Source organism: Sulfurovum zhangzhouensis (genome assembly GCF_030347965.1).
GTDB lineage: Bacteria > Campylobacterota > Campylobacteria > Campylobacterales > Sulfurovaceae > Sulfurovum > Sulfurovum zhangzhouensis.
Genome location: NZ_JAQIBD010000002.1, coordinates 122,969 through 141,670, shown reverse-complemented (window position 1 = coordinate 141,670; position 18,702 = coordinate 122,969). Strand labels below are relative to the sequence as shown.

Below are 18,702 nucleotides of genomic sequence, written 5' to 3'. Positions count from 1 at the left end.
AGTTTTTAGGAAATAAAGATAGGGGGGTGTATAAATTAGGTGAAATAAATAAGTTATTATAAGTTATTAAAATATGATACAATAAATGTTCTAGGTATCACTATGAGAAATATAAATGTATTTATCGTTTTATCATTATTGTTGTTAGGGATGCTGGGCTATAAGGTCTATGAATATGACCACCAGATGCAATTTACCAAAAAAACGATACTGCAAAATGAGATACATACCATTTCTGATTTTATCGATGCATTTAGTAAAACCTATCAGGATATCCTGGATCAAGGTCATATCGATATCAATGAATCTACACTTGAACTCATGCCCGTAAAAAGTCTTTCTCAAATCAGCCAACGTTTTTCCGAACATACGAATGAAGAGGTCTTGATCAGAAGCGTTTCGGATCAACCGCGCAATCCTAACAATAAGGCGAACGCGTTTGAAATGGAGATGATCAATTACTTCGAAGAACATCCTGAAGAAAATGAGATATTTGTTAAAAAAGAGGATACCTATCATTATATAAAGCCGTTACGAATAACACAATCTTGTATACAGTGTCATGGGGACAAAGAGCAGACCCTTCCTTTTATACGAGAAAACTATCTCACCGGCTTTGGTTATAAAGTCGGTGATGTAAGAGGAGTACTTAATATACAGATCAAAGACCGCGGATATTTTAGTGCAATGTATGAAAACTTCCAAAATATGCTTACAGGATCGATCATTGTATATCTGATATTTTTATTGATCATAGGTATCTTGATCGCTAGAATGCGTGCAGATAGTGAAGCCTATACCCACCGTTTGAAAAAAGAGATCAGCTCTAAGACCAAGAAGCTTGCAAAGCAGAAAGATATATTTGAGACACTTTATGAAAAATCCTCAGATGGTATTTTGATCTTGGAAAATGGAAAAATGGTACGATGTAATCAGATGATCGTTGATATGCTGGAGTACAGTTCCAAAGAGGAGGTCTTGAACCTTCATCCTTCAAAGCTTTCTCCACCGCGTCAGCCTGACGGACGTGATTCGTATAAAAAAGTCGAAGAGATGGTAGAGATCGCACGCACTAATAAGATACATCAGTTTGAGTGGGTCCTTAGAAAAGCAACCGGAGAGGACTTCTATGTAGATGTAACTATGACACCGATGGAGCTTGACGATCGTAAGGTGATCTATGTGATATGGAAAGATATCACGGATAAGAAAAAAACACAACAGGCATTACTTGAACAAAAAGATGTCTTGGAGTATCAGGCAAACCATGATACATTGACCGATCTGCCTAACAGAAAATATTTCAATATCAGATTGCAGCAAGAGATCGATGAGACAAGAAAATCCAATAAAAAGTTGGCACTCTTCTTTATTGATTTGGATAACTTTAAACAGATCAATGATTCTTTGGGGCATCAAGTGGGAGATAGGGTGCTTGTAATTGTCTCTGAACGTCTCAAAGGAACGATCCGTGCTAAAGATACACTTGCACGATTGGGTGGGGACGAGTTTACGATCATTATGAAGGATATCGAAAAGATGAGTGATGCTGCTGTGTTGGCAAAACATATACAGGAGACATTGACCCAACCATTCCATATTGAAGAGCATTCACTCTATATCTCATGTAGTATCGGTATCAGTTTTTGCCCTCAAGACAGTGAAAAAGCCAGTGATCTGATCAAGTATGCAGATGCAGCAATGTATAAAGCAAAAGAAGAGGGGAGAAGCAACTATCAGTTCTACTCCTATGAACTGACTGAGATGGCGATGGAACGGGTAGTCATACAGACCAACCTGCGCGAAGCAATAAGAAATCATGAGTTCTCTTTACTGTACCAGCAACAGGTCAAAGCAGACACACTGGAACATATAGGTTTGGAAGCATTGATACGATGGAACCACAAAGAGTTTGGAGTAGTGTCGGCTGATAAGTTCATCTCAATAGCGGAAGAATCCGGCCTTATCATCGAAATTGATCAATGGGTGATGAGAACAGCGATGGATCAGATAGCAAGATGGTATCATGAAGGTCTAAATCCCGGTATTTTATCTCTGAATCTCTCTTTAAGACAGTTAAGAAGTGAACATTTTATAGATGTGCTTAAAAATTGTATGCAAGAGAGTGGTTTCGAACCGAAGTGGTTGGAACTGGAGATCACTGAGAAGCAGATGATGCATAATCCCGAAGAGTTCATCTCCAGGCTGCAGGAACTTAGCAATATGGGTATAGAGATCGCTATGGATGATTTTGGAACAGGCTATACTTCATTAGCATATCTGAAACGGCTTCCTGTCAAGAAATTAAAGATCGATCAATCTTTTGTCAAAAATATCCCTGAAGTCAAGGAGGATGTGGTCATAGTAGAGGCGATGCTGGCTTTGGCAGGAGCTCTGAATATAGATACGATTGCTGAAGGTGTTGAGAGCAAAGAAGAGTTGGAATTCCTAAGAGATCATAACTGTACCTATGTTCAGGGATATTATGTAGGAAAACCTATGTCAGCTGAAGAGATCAGCGCAAAACTTAGCTAGGACGATAGACCTTTACATTCTCTTCTTTATCTTTATCTCTGAGATATTGCGCATGCAGCTGGCTCATGATACCTTTTTCACAATAGAGTAAATAATCTTTGTCTTTAGGCAGCTTTTTAAACTCTGTTTTGAGTTTGTGAAATGGTATTTTGATAGTTTCACAAGGTGTAGAGATACACTCTTGACCTGCACGGATATCGATCACCACATTTTTTTCAGGATCAAGCGTGGTGACTATCTCTACTGGTGCACTTTGAGTAACATCATCGATGATCTCATCAACCCATATCGTTTTTGCGTCTTCTACCGCTTTATCAAGTACAGTATAGTCAAAACGTTTGGCTTCTTTTTCCATACGCTTGTAAGAACCGTGTGTGATAGGGTTTTTGGAGATCACACCACAGTATTCAGGCATATTCTCAGCAAAGAATCGTGTACCTATCTTAGTAGCGATATCAATGATATCCGGTTTGTTCATCGTTGCCAGTGGACGAAGGACGAGTTTATTGGTGACCTGATCGATAAGTGCAAGGTTGCGCAAGGTTTGGCTGCTGACCTGTGCAACACTCTCTCCTGTCAGCAGTGCATCGATCTCCATTTCATCAGCGATCTTTTCTGCAGCCATAAGCATCAAACGTTTAAGCGTAACCCCCATATAGGTTTCTGCGGTAGAACGGAAGATCTCTTCCACTACTGCATCAAAAGGTACAGAGACGAATTTCACACGGTGTGAGGCACCAAACTTGTTCCAAAGATAGAGTGCAACCTGTTTTACGCCGATCTCATGGGCAGCACCCCCAAGATTGAAGAAGATAAAGTGGGTTTTGATCCCGCGTTTCATCGTGAGATAACTGGCAACCGTAGAGTCAAATCCTCCCGACATCAAAGAGAGGATGTCACCTTGTGTTCCGATAGGATAGCCGCCAAGTCCATTGTGCTTGTCGGTGATGATGTTGAGTTGATTATTGATCAGTTCGATACGTACCGTGATCTCTGGATGGTGAAGATCAACGCTGCGAGCATTTGAATGTGCAAGGATATATCCGCCGACTGTACGCTCCATCAAAGATGAGTTAAACTCATGTGTTCCGGTACGTTTCGCACGTACAACAAAGCTTTTGTCCTTAAGACTCTCTGCAACCACTTCACATACTTTAGCTTTGATCTGATCAAGGCTTTTCATTTCATCAAACTGCAGTGCTTCGAGTACCTGGTCAATACCCGGGGTATCAAGAAGGATCTGTCTAACCTCTCCAACCAATGCTATAGGTGTGACCACTTCGATCTTATCACTGAATTTTTTGATATGCATTGTTTCACTAAGCGGGCGAAGAAGTGCTAGGAGATTGTTATAGAGTTGTCCGACCATCTGCTTTTTTGCAGCGTCACCCTTGACCATGATCTCAGGAAAGAGTTTAAGAATAAATTTTTGTGTTTTGTTTGCTGATACGTCCACGAAGTTAATCCTTCATTAAAATTGGTGAAATTATAACATAGTAGGATTGGTGTTGCAGATTTCAAAGTTCATAAGTCAAAATATAATGTAAAAACCATACCTACTAGCAGGTATCGCATAGGCAAAGTAATGTTGAAATTAGCACAGTGGATTACCTCTATCACTATACCACTTCAGTATGCTATTCCAGGCCTCTTGAGCATTCTCAGCATAGCTTAGAAGATTATAGTCAGTATCTGAGATCATCTCTTCGTCTCTAAGCATTTCAAAGTTAATCAGCCTATCCCAATACTCGCGGTGGATAAGAATAACTGGCATCGGTTCGCTTGTGTCTGTCTGGATCAGGGTAAGTACCTCAAAGAGTTCATCCAGTGTCCCAAATCCTCCCGGAAAAACTACCAGTGCTTTGGCTCGGTGCATAAAATGGAGTTTTCGTATAGCAAAGTAGTGAAACACAAAATTGAGCTCAGGTGTGATATAAGGGTTTGATGTTTGTTCAAAAGGGAGTTCTATTTTGAGTCCAATGGATTTTGCACCAACGTCGGTTGCTCCCCGATTGGCTGCCTCCATAATACCCGGTCCTGCACCGGTCATCAATGTGATACGTGAATCATGAGGACCCTTTCCACTGGCACCGACCAGTCGTCCAAATGCCCGTGCTTCCTCATAGTGAATACTTTTTTTCAACATAGCCGTAGCTCTTTTCAATGCAACTTGAAGTTGAGGAGAGTCAGGGGCCTGTTCCAAATTTTTTTCGGCTTCAGCATGTGCCTGTATGGCAACTTCAGGTTCTATGATACGTGCACTGCCAAATACAACAATCGTATGTTCGATATGATGCTCTCGCATCGCGACTTCTGCCTTGAGATAGTCCAGCTGTAATCTGACGCCTCTGGCCTCATCATGGTATAAAAAGCTTGCATTGGCTTTATTGGCTTTTGAATGTCGTAGCATCATTACTCCTTTATATCCCTATCTCTTCAGCATATTTAACAATGTGAGACTTTTTATTCATACGTTTTTTGATCTCTTGCTGGAAAATCTCCTGCTTATCTCTTTCTCCATGTATCAAAAACACCTTTCCAAGCTTTTTGAAGTTTTGCATCCATTCGATCAGTTCATTCTGATCAGCATGAGCTGAAAAACCGTTGATCGTATGAACCTGTGCCTTGATGATGATATCTTCATTATAGATATTGATCTTTCTCTCCCCGTCAACGATCTTTCTCCCCAGCGTACCTTTTGCCTGGTAGCCTACAAATACCAATGCATTTTTTTCATTCCACAACCGGTGTTTGAAGTGCTGAAGGATACGGCCGCCGTTACACATTCCTGCCCCTGCAATGATGATACAGCCCGACTCCTCTTCATTGATCATCATGGATTCTTTGACATTGAGGGTGTAGTTAAGATAAGGAAAGTCAAATATCGTGCCGTCACGCTCTAACAATTCGTTACAGCACTGACTAAGCTCTTCAGGATACTTTTTGTATATCTCAGTCGCACGTATCGCCATGGGTGAGTCAAGATAGATCTTGCATACAGGGAGTTCACCTTTATCATACATCTTTTTAAGCATACATAGAATATCCTGCGTACGATCTATAGCAAAGGAAGGGATAAGGACATTTCCATCATTATTGATCGTCTCTTTGATAACCGAACCAAGCTCTTCGTCAGTTTCATTGATACCTTTATGATTTCTGTCACCATAAGTGGATTCAATAAATAGTACATCAGCCTCATCAAGGATATCAGGTGCAGGTAAGACCAGATCATATTTATTACCAAGGTCTCCACTAAAGACTACAGTCTTTGGTACACCATCATCCTCAAAAGTGATCTGGATGACCGCAGAGCCTAAAATATGTCCGGCATTTTTGAAAGTTACATTGATTCCGTGACCTAGAGAAAACGGTTGATCATAGTTTGCATGTATTTTTGGTAATTGGAAGATCAGAGGTATATCATCTTTCATGTAAAGAGGTTTAGGTACGTTTTCTTCTTCTCCGATACGTTGTGCTTTTTTGTAAGCAGTTTTATAACTCTCTTCTTGAAGTTTTGCACTATCCATCAATACTATTTCAGCCAGGTCCAACGTAGGTTTAGTAGTAATGATGGTACCATTGAAGCCCTCTTTGATAAGTTTGGGAATACGCCCGACATGATCAAGGTGACCATGAGTAATCAACAGAAAATCTATCTCACTCGGATCAAATCCGAAAGGATTACGGTTGTCTTCTTCAACCAATCCCTGGAACATTCCGCAATCTATCAAGATATTGATACCGTTTTGCAGCTGTAACAAGTGACAGGAACCTGTTACTGTCTCTGCAGCTCCGAAGGATTGTACATAAGCCATGAGAACTCCTTTTCTACTTAACTTATTGTAGCTCAAATTGAAACTTGATGTCAAAGAAGATTGAATTTAATTTTTTTAGCGGTACAATAGTCAATTGGTGAAAGGATACACTATGTCAGAATATATCAAATGGTTTAATGAGCTGGGGATGGATGATGTAGATCTTGTAGGAGGCAAAAATGCTTCTTTAGGAGAGATGTATCGTCATCTTAGTGCAGAAGGGATACTTATACCTAACGGGTTTGCAGTGACTGCCAAAGCATATGAAGAGATACTTAGCTTCAACAATGCATGGGAAGAACTTGAAACTGAGTTAAAGAATCTAGACCCTGAGGATGTTGTATCTTTACAAACATGCGGACGAAAGTGCCGGGAGATCGTCTATGCTTGTCAACTCCCCGAAACGATAGAGCGTGAGATCAAAGAAGGTTTTGAAGCACTCAAGACTGAGTATGGTGATGAGATGAGTTTGGCTGTAAGAAGCTCTGCTACGGCTGAAGACTCACCTAATGCTTCTTTTGCCGGTCAGAATGAAACTTTTTTAAATATACGTACCTATGCAGAGCTGATTGAAAGTTATAAGAAGTGTCTGGCTTCTAATTTTACAGACCGTTCTATCCACTATAAGTTTGTTCATGGGTTTGACTATCTCAAAGTCTATCTAAGTGTAGTGATGATGAAAATGGTCCGCAGTGATATCGGTCAGAGCGGGGTAATGTTCTCTATCGACACAGAGAATGGGTTTGAAGATGTAGTATTCATCAATGCAAGCTACGGCCTTGGAGAAAATATCGTACAGGGTACTATCGAACCCGATAGCTTCTATGTGCATAAGCCTACTTTTGAGAAAGGCTGTAAAAGTGTCCTCAAACGGCGTAAAGGAACCAAAACACTGCGTATGGTGTTTAATGAGAGTAATGCAGAAGAGTTAATACGTAACGAGCCGACTACATCAGAAGAGCAGCATCGTTTTTGTATTACGGATGATGAGGTACTGCAGCTTGCTGAGTATGCGATAAAGGTGGAAAAACATTATACCAAGCAAGCAGGTATCAAACGTCCGATGGATATGGAATGGGCTAAAGACGGGATAGATGGGAGACTCTATATGGTACAGGCTCGCCCTGAGACGGTACATTCTAAAACGCAAGCCCATATATTGGAAACCTATAGACTTAAAGAAAAGGCAAAGTTGCTTATCGAAGGTCAAGCAGTCGGTAAAAAGATAGGAAGCGGACAGGTTCATAAGATGGATGACCTGAGAGCATTGGAGCATTTTAGAGAAGGTAATGTACTTGTTGCTAAAACGACCAGTCCTGATTGGGAACCGGTGATGAAGATCGCTTCAGCTATCATCACAGAAACAGGCGGACGTACCTGTCATGCTGCGATCGTTTCACGTGAGCTTGGTATCCCTGCAGTTGTAGGTGCCCAGAATGCGTTTGAACTTCTACAGGAGGGGGATGAGGTTACGGTAAGCTGTGCAGAAGGTGAGCGAGGGAAAGTCTATGAAGGATTGTTAGACTTTGAAGTAGTCAAAACAGACCTTAGGGATCTTCCTAAAACCAAGACTGAGATCATGATGAACCTAGGAAATCCGGAGATGGCATTTACTCTAGCTTCTCTCCCGGTAGAGGGGATAGGGCTTGCAAGAATGGAGTTTATTATCAATTCAGCGATCAAGGCACATCCGATGGCACTGCTTTATCCTGAAAGGACTGATGAGAAAACAAAAAGTGAGCTCAACCGGTTAACGATCGATTATGAGGATAACAAGACATTTTTTGTCAAAACACTCTCTGAGGGAGTAGCCACTATCGCTTCATCAGTTTATCCTAAACCTTGTGTCGTGCGTATGAGTGACTTCAAGTCCAACGAATATGCATCATTGATAGGAGGAGTGTTCTTTGAGCCAAGTGAAGAGAACCCAATGATAGGATTCCGTGGAGCCTCACGTTACAGCCACCCAGACTATGAAGAGGGCTTTGCAATGGAGTGTGCTGCAATGAAGCGGGTACGAGAAGAGATGGGCTTTGATAATGTGATTCTGATGATCCCGTTTTGCCGAAGGGTAGCTGAAGCCAAACAGGTAATAGAGACGATGGAGAAGTATGGTCTCAAAAGGGGTGAGAATGGACTCAAGGTCTATATGATGTGTGAACTGCCAAGTAATGTGATCAGCATTGATGCATTTAGTGAGTATTTTGACGGGTTTAGTATCGGAAGTAATGACCTGACACAGCTTACATTAGGAGTAGACCGAGACAGTGATATCGTGGCGTTTGATTATGATGAACGAGACAGCGGAGTCTTGAAACTGATAGAAATGGCTATTGAGGGAGCTAAACGTAACGGTAGACATAGCGGTATTTGCGGACAGGCACCATCAGATTATCCTGAGATTGCAGAATCCCTGGTAAAGATGGGAATTGACTCTATCAGTCTCAATCCCGATAGTGTTATGTCAACCATACAACTCGTCAGTCAGATCGAGGCTAAAGAGGATTAGCCTCTTTTAGCTTTTTTTCTTTTTACTTTTTTTGGTTTTTGTTTTTTCACCTTTAGCGATCTGCTCTTCTTCTTTATAATGTTTGATATTCTTTTTAACTTCTTGTTTCAACTCTTGTTTGAGTAAATTCTTCAGATTTTTTTTGAGATATTTATTCACTTTCTTTTTATCAATCATATTCCATCCTTTAATTGTATTAGGTATTTACCTGTATCAATCATAGGACAAATTAACTTTGACATGCATAAAAATGAAAAGGTTGATAGATGAATTTGATGAGATAAAGGATCATAAGAAAAAATTTAGATACAAAAAAGTTATTAAAATGATATAGATTTGTTATCAAAGTGCTTTACTATTCGCCTGCCACAAATTAAAACAAGGAGAATATTGTGAAAACATGGATAAGTCTTGCTGCTGCAACAGCATTGATGGGGATATTGACAGGATGCAATAGTAATGATAATAATACAGCAAGCACTGCTGGAGCAAGCATCGCAGTAGAAAGCTTTAGCGAAGTTTCTGCACCTGTAACTGATGCTGATAAAATGGCAATCAAAACTTCTGACAGTGTAACTTACGCAAAAGGTGAAACTGATGATCTTTTCTATACTCAGCTTATGAAAGCAAGAGATATTAACAACGGAGAAACTTTTGGTCTGATTAAAGACTACACTGATCAACCAATTAATTATACGGATGGTTCACCGTACATCTGTGACGGAGCTAACGGTAATGCACGAGGTTCAGGACTTGATCACTCTTCGATCCTTCAAATGGATGGAAGAATCTTTATGGTTGCTCAGTTTGAATGTGCAGTAGGAGCGATGTATGGTTTTGAACTTGAACAGGACAGTACGACAGGTGAGCTTAGTGTTAAAGAAAACTCAATGCAATATATCAGCCAAAAAGATGATTTCGGCGGTTGGGTGCACTGTGCTGGTATGACAACACCATGGAACTCTCATCTCGGATCAGAAGAGTATGAGCCTAATGCACGTTCACTTACTATGGACCCGGTAACAAAACTTACAGGCGATAAGAATTTTGATGAAGTAACGAAATACTACTGGAAAGATGAGAACAATGCCAATGAAATGCATAATAACAACCCTTACTACTATGGATATATCCCGGAAGTTAAAGTAGACGCCAGCAATGCAAAACCAACATATACTTATACGAAACACTTCTCTATGGGTAGAGCAGCTTGGGAAATGGGTTATGTAATGCCGGATGAAAAGACAGTATATCTTTCTGATGACGGTACAAATGTAGGTTTCTATATGTATATTGCAGACAAAGCACAGGACCTAAGTGCAGGTACACTTTATGCTGCGAAATGGAATCAGACTGCTAATACTTCAAAAGGTGGTGAAGCAAATATCACTTGGATAAAACTTGGAAATGCAACGGATGCAGAGATTAAGGCTATTGTCTCAACTCAACCGAAGTTTAGTGATATCTTTAATACATCGGACTATAACACTACAGCTAACCCGGAAACAGGATGTGCTGCAGGATTTACTCATACTTTTACTGCAGCCGGTGATGAGTGTCTGAATGTTGTTGCAGGACAGGAGAAGGCTGCTGCTTTCATGGAGACAAGAAGATATGCTGCATTGCTAGGTGCTACGACTGAATTTAGAAAAGAAGAAGGTATTACGTTCAATCCTGATGATAATAAGCTTTATGTTGCGATGAGTCAGGTATCTAAAGGCATGAGTGACACTAAGGGTGATGTTCAGCTTTCACAAAACAGTTGTGGTGCGGTATATGCATTGGATGTACACGGTTCTGTAAACGATACAACAGGTAATGCGATCAACAGTTCTATGGTTGTAGTGAACATGACAGGTATCATTGCCGGTACTCCTAAGACCTATGATGCATCATCACCGTATGTTGCCTATACTTGTGATGTAGATGGAATCTCAAATCCGGATAACGTTACATACCTTCAAGGTTCTAACATCCTGGCGATCGGTGAGGATACTGATGGGCATCCAAACGACTTTGTATGGGCGATGAATACACAAACAGGTGAATTGACTAGAATCGTATCTACACCTTATGGTTCTGAAACGACTTCTCCTTACTGGTATAAAGATATTAACGGATTTGGGTATATGACGCTTACGACTCAGCACCCGTTCGGTGAAACAGATGTAGCAGATCCTGATTATGCACTCTCAACGGACATCACTGCTGAAAAAGATTCATCTATCGGTGTTGTCGGACCGTTTGACTTTATCGAAGGTGACGGTAAAGGACTTAGATAATCAGTTCGATTGTCTCAAAAAAGGGGAACCCCCCCCTTTTTTGTCCTCTATTGCATAAAAAATATCTTTTTCATATTTCTCAAATAGGTATTCTCTATACAATAAGGATTTACACGATGAATAATCACAATGTATTTTTAGGCATCTCAATCACCGTAGTGACTGCTTTAGGAGTTTATTTGGCAGGCTGCAGCAGTACTGATATGAGTGTTTATGATGAGGGGCAATCCGAACAGAACCTCTCCCATGTAGATGAAAACGGTATTAATTTTGAAGTAACCGTATCATTGAACAATAAAGCAGCCTATGTGACCTCTCAGTGTTATACCAAAACAATTGACAACAATGGTAATATCCATAATCCGTGCTTTACCTGCCATATCAATTCCAAAGAACCAAACTATGTAAATGACTCGGAACTTCATCTTAATAATGATTTTGGAGAATATACCCGAATTAACCGATTCACGAACCTGTTTGAAGATAGAACGGATGCGGTAGCCGCTATAAGTGATGAAGAGATACTGGATTATGTCAAAGAAGATAATTATAAAGATGCAAACGGCAATCTTAAACTCGCTCAAAGACTAAACAATGTTCCGAGTGTTTGGGATGTGAATGAAAACGGGAAGTGGGATGGATATATACCGGATTGTTATTTTAACTTTGACAATGAAGGCTTTGATAAAGATAAGAGCGGAAACTACACTGGATGGAGAGCTTTTGGGTATTATCCGATCCTAGGTACATTCTGGCCTACCAACGGTTCCACAGATGATGTCTTGATTCGGCTACCCAGAGTATTCCGTGAAAATGAAGCGGGAGTTTTTGATCTTACGGTCTATAAGATCAACCTTGCAATTGTTGAGGCATTGATTAAAGAAAAAGATATCAACCTTGAAACAGAAGTGGATGAAAGCAGTTACGGGGTAGATCTGGATCAAGATGGAAAGCTTGGTATGGCTGATACGATAGTCTTTCAGTGGATCGCTCCTACCTATAACAGTGCAACAGGAAAGATCGAAAACTTTTCAATGAGCTATGTAGGAAGGGCAAAGTCGCTGCTAACATCAAATGAGTATCTTATCGCTCCCGGTCTTTATCCAAAAAAGACTGAGTTTTTGCACTCTGTACGATATATTGATATTGATGAATCCAATACTTCCGTCAAAATGGCTAAAAGAATGAAAGAACTTCGTTACGGTGTAAAAGTGAACTGGAATACCTATCCTCAGCTTTCAAATGCAACGGATGCAGAGATCAAAGAGAAAGATGCGTTTCCAAACAGACTTAGAACGATCATTGGTAACACTGAACAGGGACTTCAAACTAGTTTAGGTTGGGTATATCAGGGATTTATCGAAGATGCTCAAGGCGAACTGAGACCGCAAAACTATGAGGAGACCCAGTACTGTATCGGGTGTCACAGCGGTATAGGAGCGATAAAAGACAGTACGTTTGTTTTTGGTCGAAAGTTTGAGTATAAGCATTTCCGAAATGGATGGTACCATTGGAGCCAGGATCCAAATGGATTCAAAGGCATCACTGAGCCGCTGACCAAAGATGGAAGAGAAGAGTATCAGCTCTATCTTGCTCTCAATCATGCAGGTGATGAGTTTAGGGCAAATGATGAGGTACTAGAGAAGTTCTTTGATCAAAATGGAACACTTAAGGAGGAAGAAGCAGCAAAGATAAGCGAGGATATCTCTTATCTCATCTATCCATCGGCAAAGAGGGCATTGGAGCTGAATAAAGCCTATAAAGTGATCGTAGATGAACAGAGCTATATCTACGGAAGAGATGCTCATGTCAAGCCACTGAGCAATGTACACCAAAGTGTAGAGATCGGTCAGCCTACAGGGATAGAGAAAGTAGAGTTTTAATTTTAAAATAGTTGATGAGGTTAGGAGATGAGTAAATCAATTATCTCAATTAGTAATTTCAATAGTCATATTAAGCTTCATTTTTTTTGATATAAAGTATCATTAACGTTCATTTTAATTAAAGGGGAAGAAATGGATTACAAAAAGCTACTTTTTATCACAACTTCAGCACTACTAATGACAGGCTGTGTATCAACATCTGCACCAACAACGCATAATGAATTTATGAAAGAAGTCGATCAGGCAACCGGGTTTACTAAGGCTACTCTACATAAAACCAATACAGATGTCAATGTCAATTATGCTACAGCACTATCAAATATTAGAAAACAAGTGCGTTATTGTATTCCTGATAAATCAGTAGAGTATGGTGTCGTAGGTAGTATGATGCCTAATACAACGGTAACAACCTATAAGACATCAGTAAATCGTGTCTCATCTAGAAAAACACAAGTAACATTTAGAGCACATGATTCCAATATGCTTATGCAGCCTGATGACGGATTCATCATTTTTGCAGCAGATATCACAAAAGTCGGAGCGCATAAAACACATATCAAAGCGGCATCCGGATTTACAGTAAAAAATCTACATGAAGCGATCATAGGATGGAGTAAAGGTAGTAAATCATGTTATGGGATTGCAGGGAAGTCTTAACTATCAATAATGTTAGTATGGTTGAATAACCTTCTTGATATATATTTAAATGAGTAAAAAATAAAACAATCTTCCAACCAGCGTATGGTTGGAAATATGAAAAGCATCAAGCGAGGCTTTGAAGAGTATTGTTCAAAAACAATCCAAGAACGATCACTAGACTGATACCGGCAGGCTTACTATAAAGCCTGTTGGCTGCAATAAAGACAAGCATAAGCGTTGCCACTACCATCGTAGAGATATCAAAGATATAACTTCCCATTGCAAAATCCATTGGTTTTACCATTGCAGCTGCACCAAGGACTACACTTGTATTGGCAAGGTTGGATCCAATGATATTTCCAATAGCCATCTCTACTTTATTTTTCATCGCTGCAGAAACTGATACGACAAGTTCCGGAAGTGAAGTACCAAATGAGATCATGATGATACCGATTACCCATTCGCTGACACCAAATCCTCTTGCGATGCCAGAAGCACTGTCTACAGCAAAGTTTGCACCTCCTACAACCAGTATAAACCCTATGAGAATCCATGTGATAGAGGAAAACCAGCTAAATTCTTCTCTTGCAAGTTCATCAACTTCTTCAGTTCCCAGGCCTTTTGCATCTTTGAGAAGGAACATCACATAAGCGATCATCAGCAGTAAAAGCAGTGCAGCATCAAATCGTGAGATGATACCATCTATAGCCATGAGCAGAAACATCATGATCGGCATTAGTGCCCAGATACTGTCTTTTGCAAAGAAGTCACGATCCGGGTTCAGTTCTTTTACGATCAGGAATATTATGGCAAGAACCAGTGTGATATTAAGTATATTACTACCTATGACGTTTGAAATGGCGATTTCAGGGTGGTTGTTGGCACTGGCAGCCATACTGGCTGCCATCTCTGGAAGACTTGTCCCTAATGCGACCAACGTTGCACCGATCACAAATTCTGAGATATTGAGATGCAGTGCAATCTTTTCACTCTGTTCGACGATCTTGTCAGCACCCCATATCAGTGCACCCATCGCGATAATAAATATCAAAAATTCCACAGTTGTTGTCCTTTTTTATGCTGATTTAGAAAGGAGCAAAGCCCATTTCCATGCATTCTCCTAAGCGGATTGCTCTTACGAAACTAGTTTCGTTTATTCTATTGTAGTTCTTACAATCAAACTTTTTGGCAGTGCAAACTGTTCAATGAGTGCTTCTTCTTTTGCACGCATTTCACCGTTGTCTATCTCATGGTCATAGCCTAGCAGGTGCAGTAAACCGTGGATAAATAGCAGAGCAAGTTCATCATCAGGTTTATGCCCGAATTCTACAGCCTTCTCTATGACATAAGGTTCAGAGATCACGATGGAACCCAAAGGCATACCCGGTATCACCTGCTCTATAGGAAAGCTTAGAACATCTGTCGGTTTATCTTTATCCCTATATTGTGCGTTAAGCTCTCTGATTGTCTCATTATCGGTGATGATTAGTTCTATGGGAGCATTAGTGAGTTCTGAAGCGATCTTCTCCAGTGCATCTATATCCACACCCAGTTCTGTTTGATTGTCTAGTTCTATCATGCTCGAAGTTTACCCAAATATTGGTAAAATACTTGCATATTTAGGCAGAAGGAATGATATGAACGTCACCCCCAAAGCAGTATGTATTATCTCAGGCGGTATGGATAGTGCATTGAGCGCAAAGATCGCCAAAGATGAAGGCTATGAGATCATCGCATTACACTTTAATTATGGACAACGTACTCAGAAAAAAGAGTTGGAGTCATTTAGAAAGATCACCAAGACACTTGATGCTATAGAGTCTTACGAGATCGATCTGGATTTTTTTGAGCAGATAGGTGCTTCGGCGCTCACTGATAAAAGTATTGAAGTGCCGACAGGAGGAATTGAAGAGGGTGTACCGGTTACCTATGTCCCGTTTAGAAACGGTATTTTTCTCTCCATTGCCACGGCTATAGCCGAAAAGCATGGTGCCCAGGCACTTTATATCGGCGTGGTCGAAGAGGATAGTTCAGGATATCCTGACTGTCGTGAAAACTATATCAAACAGATGGAACGTGCGATCAATCTTGGTACAAAAGATGAAACGAACCTGGAGATCAAGATGCCTTTGGTGGCAATGAGTAAGGCAGAGATCGTAGCCGAGGCACTCAAACGTAATGTTCCGTTACAGTTTACATGGAGTTGTTATAAAAATGAAGACGTGGCATGTGGTGTATGTGACAGTTGCAGACTGAGATTGAAAGGATTTACAAAGGCCGGGGTCAAAGACCCGATTGAATATGCCGATTCACTTACTGCTGAAGATTGAGCCCTTCAGCGATAAACTCAAATTCATATTGATGATCAGGATATTGTTTTAGCCCTTCTACTATGAACTCTTTTTTTGTGATATCTCTGTTCCATAGTTTGTAGCTCAAGTCTTTAAACCATGCTTTGTTTTTTGCCGTATCCAGTGCGATTCTTTGATACTGAGGATCACTTTTTGTACTTAACGCAAGATTTTTCATCGTAGTATTGTAAATTTCCACTTTTTGGGATTCAGACGCATGATAAAGAGGCTTTGGAGGTGTGACATTTGTACTCACACTGCATCCTGTTAACAGATATCCGCATAAGACGGCAAAGAGTAAGTGCTGCTTCATATATCAACTCCTGTAGATTTTTTAACCGATTAACTTCTCAAGTATAACATAGTGTGTGTTATACTCCTCCAAACAGATTGAAAAATAAAGGAAATGGATGGTGACTCCTGCACACTCCCTTGAAGCGAAGATTGCTAAACAATTAGTTGAAGATATTCAAAGCTATTTTGTGAGAAAGTTAGATGACCTTAGTCATACATTCGGCCGGGACATCGGTTGTGAAGCAGTAGAGTGGCTTAGAGATGAAGGTAGACACGGCGGCGGTGTACGTTATGAAACAAGAGATGAACTGGTCTTTAACAGAGGTTCGGTCAATATCTCTCAAGTGCACTACGATGATGATGAGACAAAGAAGCTTGGTTCCGCTACCGCGATCTCTACGATCATCCATCCTCAAAACCCTCATGCTCCTTCTATGCATATGCATATCTCATGGACACAGATGAAAGAGGGAAAAGGATACTGGCGTATCATGGCTGATCTCAACCCTTCTTTAGTTGATCGTGTTGCACAAAGAGAGTTTGATATGATGCTGGATAAGGTTTCCGGTGAATATTATGAGGAGGGTACAGCTCAAGGAGATAAGTATTTTGATATCCCTGTGCTTGGAAGAACAAGAGGGGTCAGCCACTTCTATCTGGAAAACTTCAATACCGGCCACTTTGATCAGGATCTGGCATTCGCGAAAACTTTTGGAGAGAATGTGATCGATACCTATATCGGTATAGTGCTTCAGACATTGGGTTATTATAGAACATTTGATGCTGAAGATAAGGCACAGCAGCTTCAATATCATACACTTTATCTGTTCCAGGTACTTACAATGGACCGTGGTACCACAGCAGGTTTGTTGATCCATGATCAAAATGATGTCGGTATCATGGGCTCGATCCCTTCTCATGTAGATAAAGAGCTGCTTCAAAGCTGGGTAAGTAAAATGCCAAAGCCGCAAGATGAATTATTAGAGGCAATTATCGATGTTTTACCGGATGAATCACCATCTCCGGTAACTATAGAGATTAAACAAAAACTGGCGAATGTAGTGAGAGTGCACTACAAAAAATATCCCGAAGCACTGGATATGCAGGCAAGCGGTAACTCCACACCGCCAACGGTGGATAATCATAAATAAAGATTTTATGAAACTTGTACTACTGCCGGGACTTGATGGAACTGGGGAATTATTTACACCTTTGATAAATCAACTAGACAGTAGTATCGAAACGCAAATAATTACTTATGATCTGAATACAAAACAGACTTATGATGAATTAACTCAATATGTTCTTTCTCATCTTCCAAAAGAAGAATTTGTTTTATTGGCAGAATCATTTTCGGGTCCTATTGCATATCAAGTTGCCAGTATCAGACCTAAAGAACTTAAATCATTGATTATTGTTGCTTCATTTCTAGAAAGACCTAAACCTTCCTTGCTAAAATTATTGACATTAATACCCTCAAAACTATTAACATTACCTCTTCCAACTTTTATAATTAGATTTTTCTTTCTGGGCTTTATTGTAAAAAGTGAAATAATAGTGTTATTTAAAATGAGTATTAAGAAAGTATCATCTGGAGTAATTCATTTTAGATTAAAAGAACTTTTAAAACTTCGTTTTGAAGATTGTTATAAAAAAATTCATATACCAACAATCTATATTCAGGCAACCAATGATAAGTTAGTATCTTCCAATGCGTTTAATGATTGGGAAGTGGTTTCAAAAAATATTCAATTATTCCAAGTTCAAGGTGAACATTTTATTTTACAATCAAATCCTGTCAAATGTGCAGAAATTATACGGCAGGTAATGCATGCTGCAACTAACGATAAATAAACTTCCCTTTTACTCTATCTTTCTTTACCTTTGTATAATTTCCAAATACCCCGTTCATCGCGATATAAACACCATCATTATCCTGTCTCTGCAGGTAACCGATAGCTGAAGCCATGTTTGCAGCCGCTTCAGTAGGATCGATAGAATAGGGTACCATTGCACCGGTGAGGACGATACGTTTTTCTATTTCTGCATCAGCAAGGTACTCCGCCGTGAGCTCCATGGTGTCCGTACCGTGTATGACGATGAAATCATCATAGTCACTCATATTGATCGTAGCCAGCAGCTCCATCCTATCTTGGGTTGTCATATCGAGACTGTCTTTCCCGATAATATTAAGGACTTCAAACTCACAAAGCCATTTTTTCAATATCGTATCAACTATGCTGCTGTCCTGGATTACATCTAAGGTACCATCGATAGGGTTATATTGTTTATTAAATGTCCCGCCGGTGTTGATTATCAATAATTTTTTCATTTCTTTCTAACTTTCATCATGCTATTTATCCGGCATTTTACTCCAAGTATGATAAAATA

16 protein-coding genes are annotated in these 18,702 nt (G+C 40.0%); 8 read left to right on the top strand and 8 right to left on the bottom strand.

What is annotated here, in order from left to right; genetic code table 11:
• The first annotated feature begins 102 nt into the window (after positions 1-102).
• Positions 103-2,535: an EAL domain-containing protein gene (locus tag PGH07_RS05845; protein ID WP_289413381.1), complete on the top strand. Its 2,433-nt coding sequence runs from the start codon at positions 103-105 to the stop codon at positions 2,533-2,535.
• Here PGH07_RS05845 and thiI read toward each other — a convergent pair.
• The 3 genes from thiI to PGH07_RS05830 form a co-directional block, all read right to left on the bottom strand.
• A complete protein-coding gene (gene thiI, locus PGH07_RS05840; RefSeq protein ID WP_289413380.1) occupies positions 2,528-3,991 on the bottom strand; it encodes a tRNA uracil 4-sulfurtransferase ThiI in 1,464 nt (487 codons plus the stop codon). The two genes, PGH07_RS05845 and thiI, sit on opposite strands and share 8 nt — an antisense overlap.
• Before the next feature lie 138 nt (positions 3,992-4,129).
• Complete coding sequence (locus PGH07_RS05835) at positions 4,130-4,945, bottom strand: LOG family protein (RefSeq protein ID WP_289413379.1); 816 nt, start codon at positions 4,943-4,945, stop codon at positions 4,130-4,132.
• Between the two features lie 10 nt (positions 4,946-4,955).
• Entirely contained in the window at positions 4,956-6,353 is a 1,398-nt protein-coding gene (locus tag PGH07_RS05830) for an MBL fold metallo-hydrolase RNA specificity domain-containing protein (RefSeq protein WP_289413378.1), read from the bottom strand.
• A gap of 112 nt (positions 6,354-6,465) precedes the next feature.
• On the opposite strand from PGH07_RS05830, the gene ppsA reads away from it, so the two are divergent.
• Complete coding sequence (gene ppsA, locus PGH07_RS05825; protein WP_289413376.1) at positions 6,466-8,862, top strand: phosphoenolpyruvate synthase; 2,397 nt, start codon at positions 6,466-6,468, stop codon at positions 8,860-8,862.
• A gap of 6 nt (positions 8,863-8,868) precedes the next feature.
• On the opposite strand, the gene PGH07_RS05820 is transcribed toward ppsA, so the two are convergent.
• Positions 8,869-9,039, bottom strand: coding sequence for a hypothetical protein (locus PGH07_RS05820; RefSeq protein ID WP_289413374.1), 171 nt, complete (start codon positions 9,037-9,039; stop codon positions 8,869-8,871).
• A 215-nt stretch (positions 9,040-9,254) separates the two neighbouring features.
• Here PGH07_RS05820 and PGH07_RS05815 point away from each other — a divergent pair, with 215 nt between their 5' ends.
• From PGH07_RS05815 to PGH07_RS05805, 3 genes are all read left to right on the top strand, one after another.
• The gene (locus tag PGH07_RS05815; protein ID WP_289413372.1) at positions 9,255-11,144 is read left to right on the top strand and encodes a PhoX family protein; all 1,890 of its coding nucleotides are present in this window, start codon (positions 9,255-9,257) and stop codon (positions 11,142-11,144) included.
• A 116-nt stretch (positions 11,145-11,260) separates the two neighbouring features.
• Positions 11,261-13,027 carry an Aq_1262 family (lipo)protein gene (locus tag PGH07_RS05810; RefSeq protein WP_289413371.1) on the top strand — a complete coding sequence of 589 codons (1,767 nt, stop codon included), beginning with the start codon at positions 11,261-11,263 and terminating at the stop codon, positions 13,025-13,027.
• A gap of 132 nt (positions 13,028-13,159) precedes the next feature.
• On the top strand, positions 13,160-13,684 hold the full coding sequence (locus PGH07_RS05805) for a hypothetical protein (RefSeq protein ID WP_289413370.1): 525 nt from the start codon (positions 13,160-13,162) through the stop codon (positions 13,682-13,684).
• A gap of 106 nt (positions 13,685-13,790) precedes the next feature.
• Here PGH07_RS05805 and PGH07_RS05800 read toward each other — a convergent pair whose 3' ends face one another.
• The gene (locus PGH07_RS05800; protein ID WP_289413369.1) at positions 13,791-14,726 is read right to left on the bottom strand and encodes a calcium/sodium antiporter; all 936 of its coding nucleotides are present in this window, start codon (positions 14,724-14,726) and stop codon (positions 13,791-13,793) included.
• Positions 14,727-14,819: 93 nt separating this feature from the next.
• Positions 14,820-15,245 (bottom strand): rRNA maturation RNase YbeY, encoded by a 426-nt coding sequence (gene ybeY, locus PGH07_RS05795; protein ID WP_289413368.1) that lies wholly within the window; start codon positions 15,243-15,245, stop codon positions 14,820-14,822.
• 58 nt (positions 15,246-15,303) lie between these two features.
• Between ybeY and queC the strand changes: the two genes are divergently transcribed.
• A complete protein-coding gene (gene queC / locus PGH07_RS05790) occupies positions 15,304-15,996 on the top strand; it encodes a 7-cyano-7-deazaguanine synthase QueC (protein WP_289413365.1) in 693 nt (230 codons plus the stop codon).
• Here the strand turns inward: queC and PGH07_RS05785 are convergent.
• Positions 15,980-16,330: a hypothetical protein gene (locus PGH07_RS05785; RefSeq protein ID WP_289413364.1), complete on the bottom strand. Its 351-nt coding sequence runs from the start codon at positions 16,328-16,330 to the stop codon at positions 15,980-15,982. The genes queC and PGH07_RS05785 overlap by 17 nt on opposite strands.
• Before the next feature lie 97 nt (positions 16,331-16,427).
• Here PGH07_RS05785 and PGH07_RS05780 point away from each other — a divergent pair, with 97 nt between their 5' ends.
• Together PGH07_RS05780 and PGH07_RS05775 are read left to right on the top strand one after the other, a co-directional pair.
• Positions 16,428-17,462 (top strand): coproporphyrinogen III oxidase, encoded by a 1,035-nt coding sequence (locus tag PGH07_RS05780; RefSeq protein WP_289413362.1) that lies wholly within the window; start codon positions 16,428-16,430, stop codon positions 17,460-17,462.
• 7 nt (positions 17,463-17,469) lie between these two features.
• A complete protein-coding gene (locus PGH07_RS05775) occupies positions 17,470-18,165 on the top strand; it encodes an alpha/beta fold hydrolase (protein ID WP_289413361.1) in 696 nt (231 codons plus the stop codon).
• On the opposite strand, the gene PGH07_RS05770 is transcribed toward PGH07_RS05775, so the two are convergent.
• Positions 18,152-18,643 carry an asparaginase domain-containing protein gene (locus PGH07_RS05770; protein WP_289413358.1) on the bottom strand — a complete coding sequence of 164 codons (492 nt, stop codon included), beginning with the start codon at positions 18,641-18,643 and terminating at the stop codon, positions 18,152-18,154. The genes PGH07_RS05775 and PGH07_RS05770 overlap by 14 nt on opposite strands.
• Positions 18,644-18,702: the final 59 nt, after the last annotated feature.

Excerpts from the sequence above, each read along its gene's own strand:
- PGH07_RS05770 (WP_289413358.1), bottom strand. The coding sequence starts at position 18,643 with ATGAAAAAATTATTGATAATCAACACCGGCGGGACATTTAATAAACAA.
- PGH07_RS05775 (WP_289413361.1), top strand. The coding sequence starts at position 17,470 with ATGAAACTTGTACTACTGCCGGGACTTGATGGAACTGGGGAATTATTT.
- PGH07_RS05835 (WP_289413379.1), bottom strand. The coding sequence starts at position 4,945 with ATGCTACGACATTCAAAAGCCAATAAAGCCAATGCAAGCTTTTTATAC.
- queC (WP_289413365.1), top strand. The coding sequence starts at position 15,304 with ATGAACGTCACCCCCAAAGCAGTATGTATTATCTCAGGCGGTATGGAT.
- PGH07_RS05810 (WP_289413371.1), top strand. The coding sequence starts at position 11,261 with ATGAATAATCACAATGTATTTTTAGGCATCTCAATCACCGTAGTGACT.
- PGH07_RS05805 (WP_289413370.1), top strand. The coding sequence starts at position 13,160 with ATGGATTACAAAAAGCTACTTTTTATCACAACTTCAGCACTACTAATG.
- ybeY (WP_289413368.1), bottom strand. The coding sequence starts at position 15,245 with ATGATAGAACTAGACAATCAAACAGAACTGGGTGTGGATATAGATGCA.
- PGH07_RS05845 (WP_289413381.1), top strand. The coding sequence starts at position 103 with ATGAGAAATATAAATGTATTTATCGTTTTATCATTATTGTTGTTAGGG.
- PGH07_RS05830 (WP_289413378.1), bottom strand. The coding sequence starts at position 6,353 with ATGGCTTATGTACAATCCTTCGGAGCTGCAGAGACAGTAACAGGTTCC.
- PGH07_RS05820 (WP_289413374.1), bottom strand. The coding sequence starts at position 9,039 with ATGATTGATAAAAAGAAAGTGAATAAATATCTCAAAAAAAATCTGAAG.
- PGH07_RS05785 (WP_289413364.1), bottom strand. The coding sequence starts at position 16,330 with ATGAAGCAGCACTTACTCTTTGCCGTCTTATGCGGATATCTGTTAACA.
- ppsA (WP_289413376.1), top strand. The coding sequence starts at position 6,466 with ATGTCAGAATATATCAAATGGTTTAATGAGCTGGGGATGGATGATGTA.
- PGH07_RS05780 (WP_289413362.1), top strand. The coding sequence starts at position 16,428 with ATGGTGACTCCTGCACACTCCCTTGAAGCGAAGATTGCTAAACAATTA.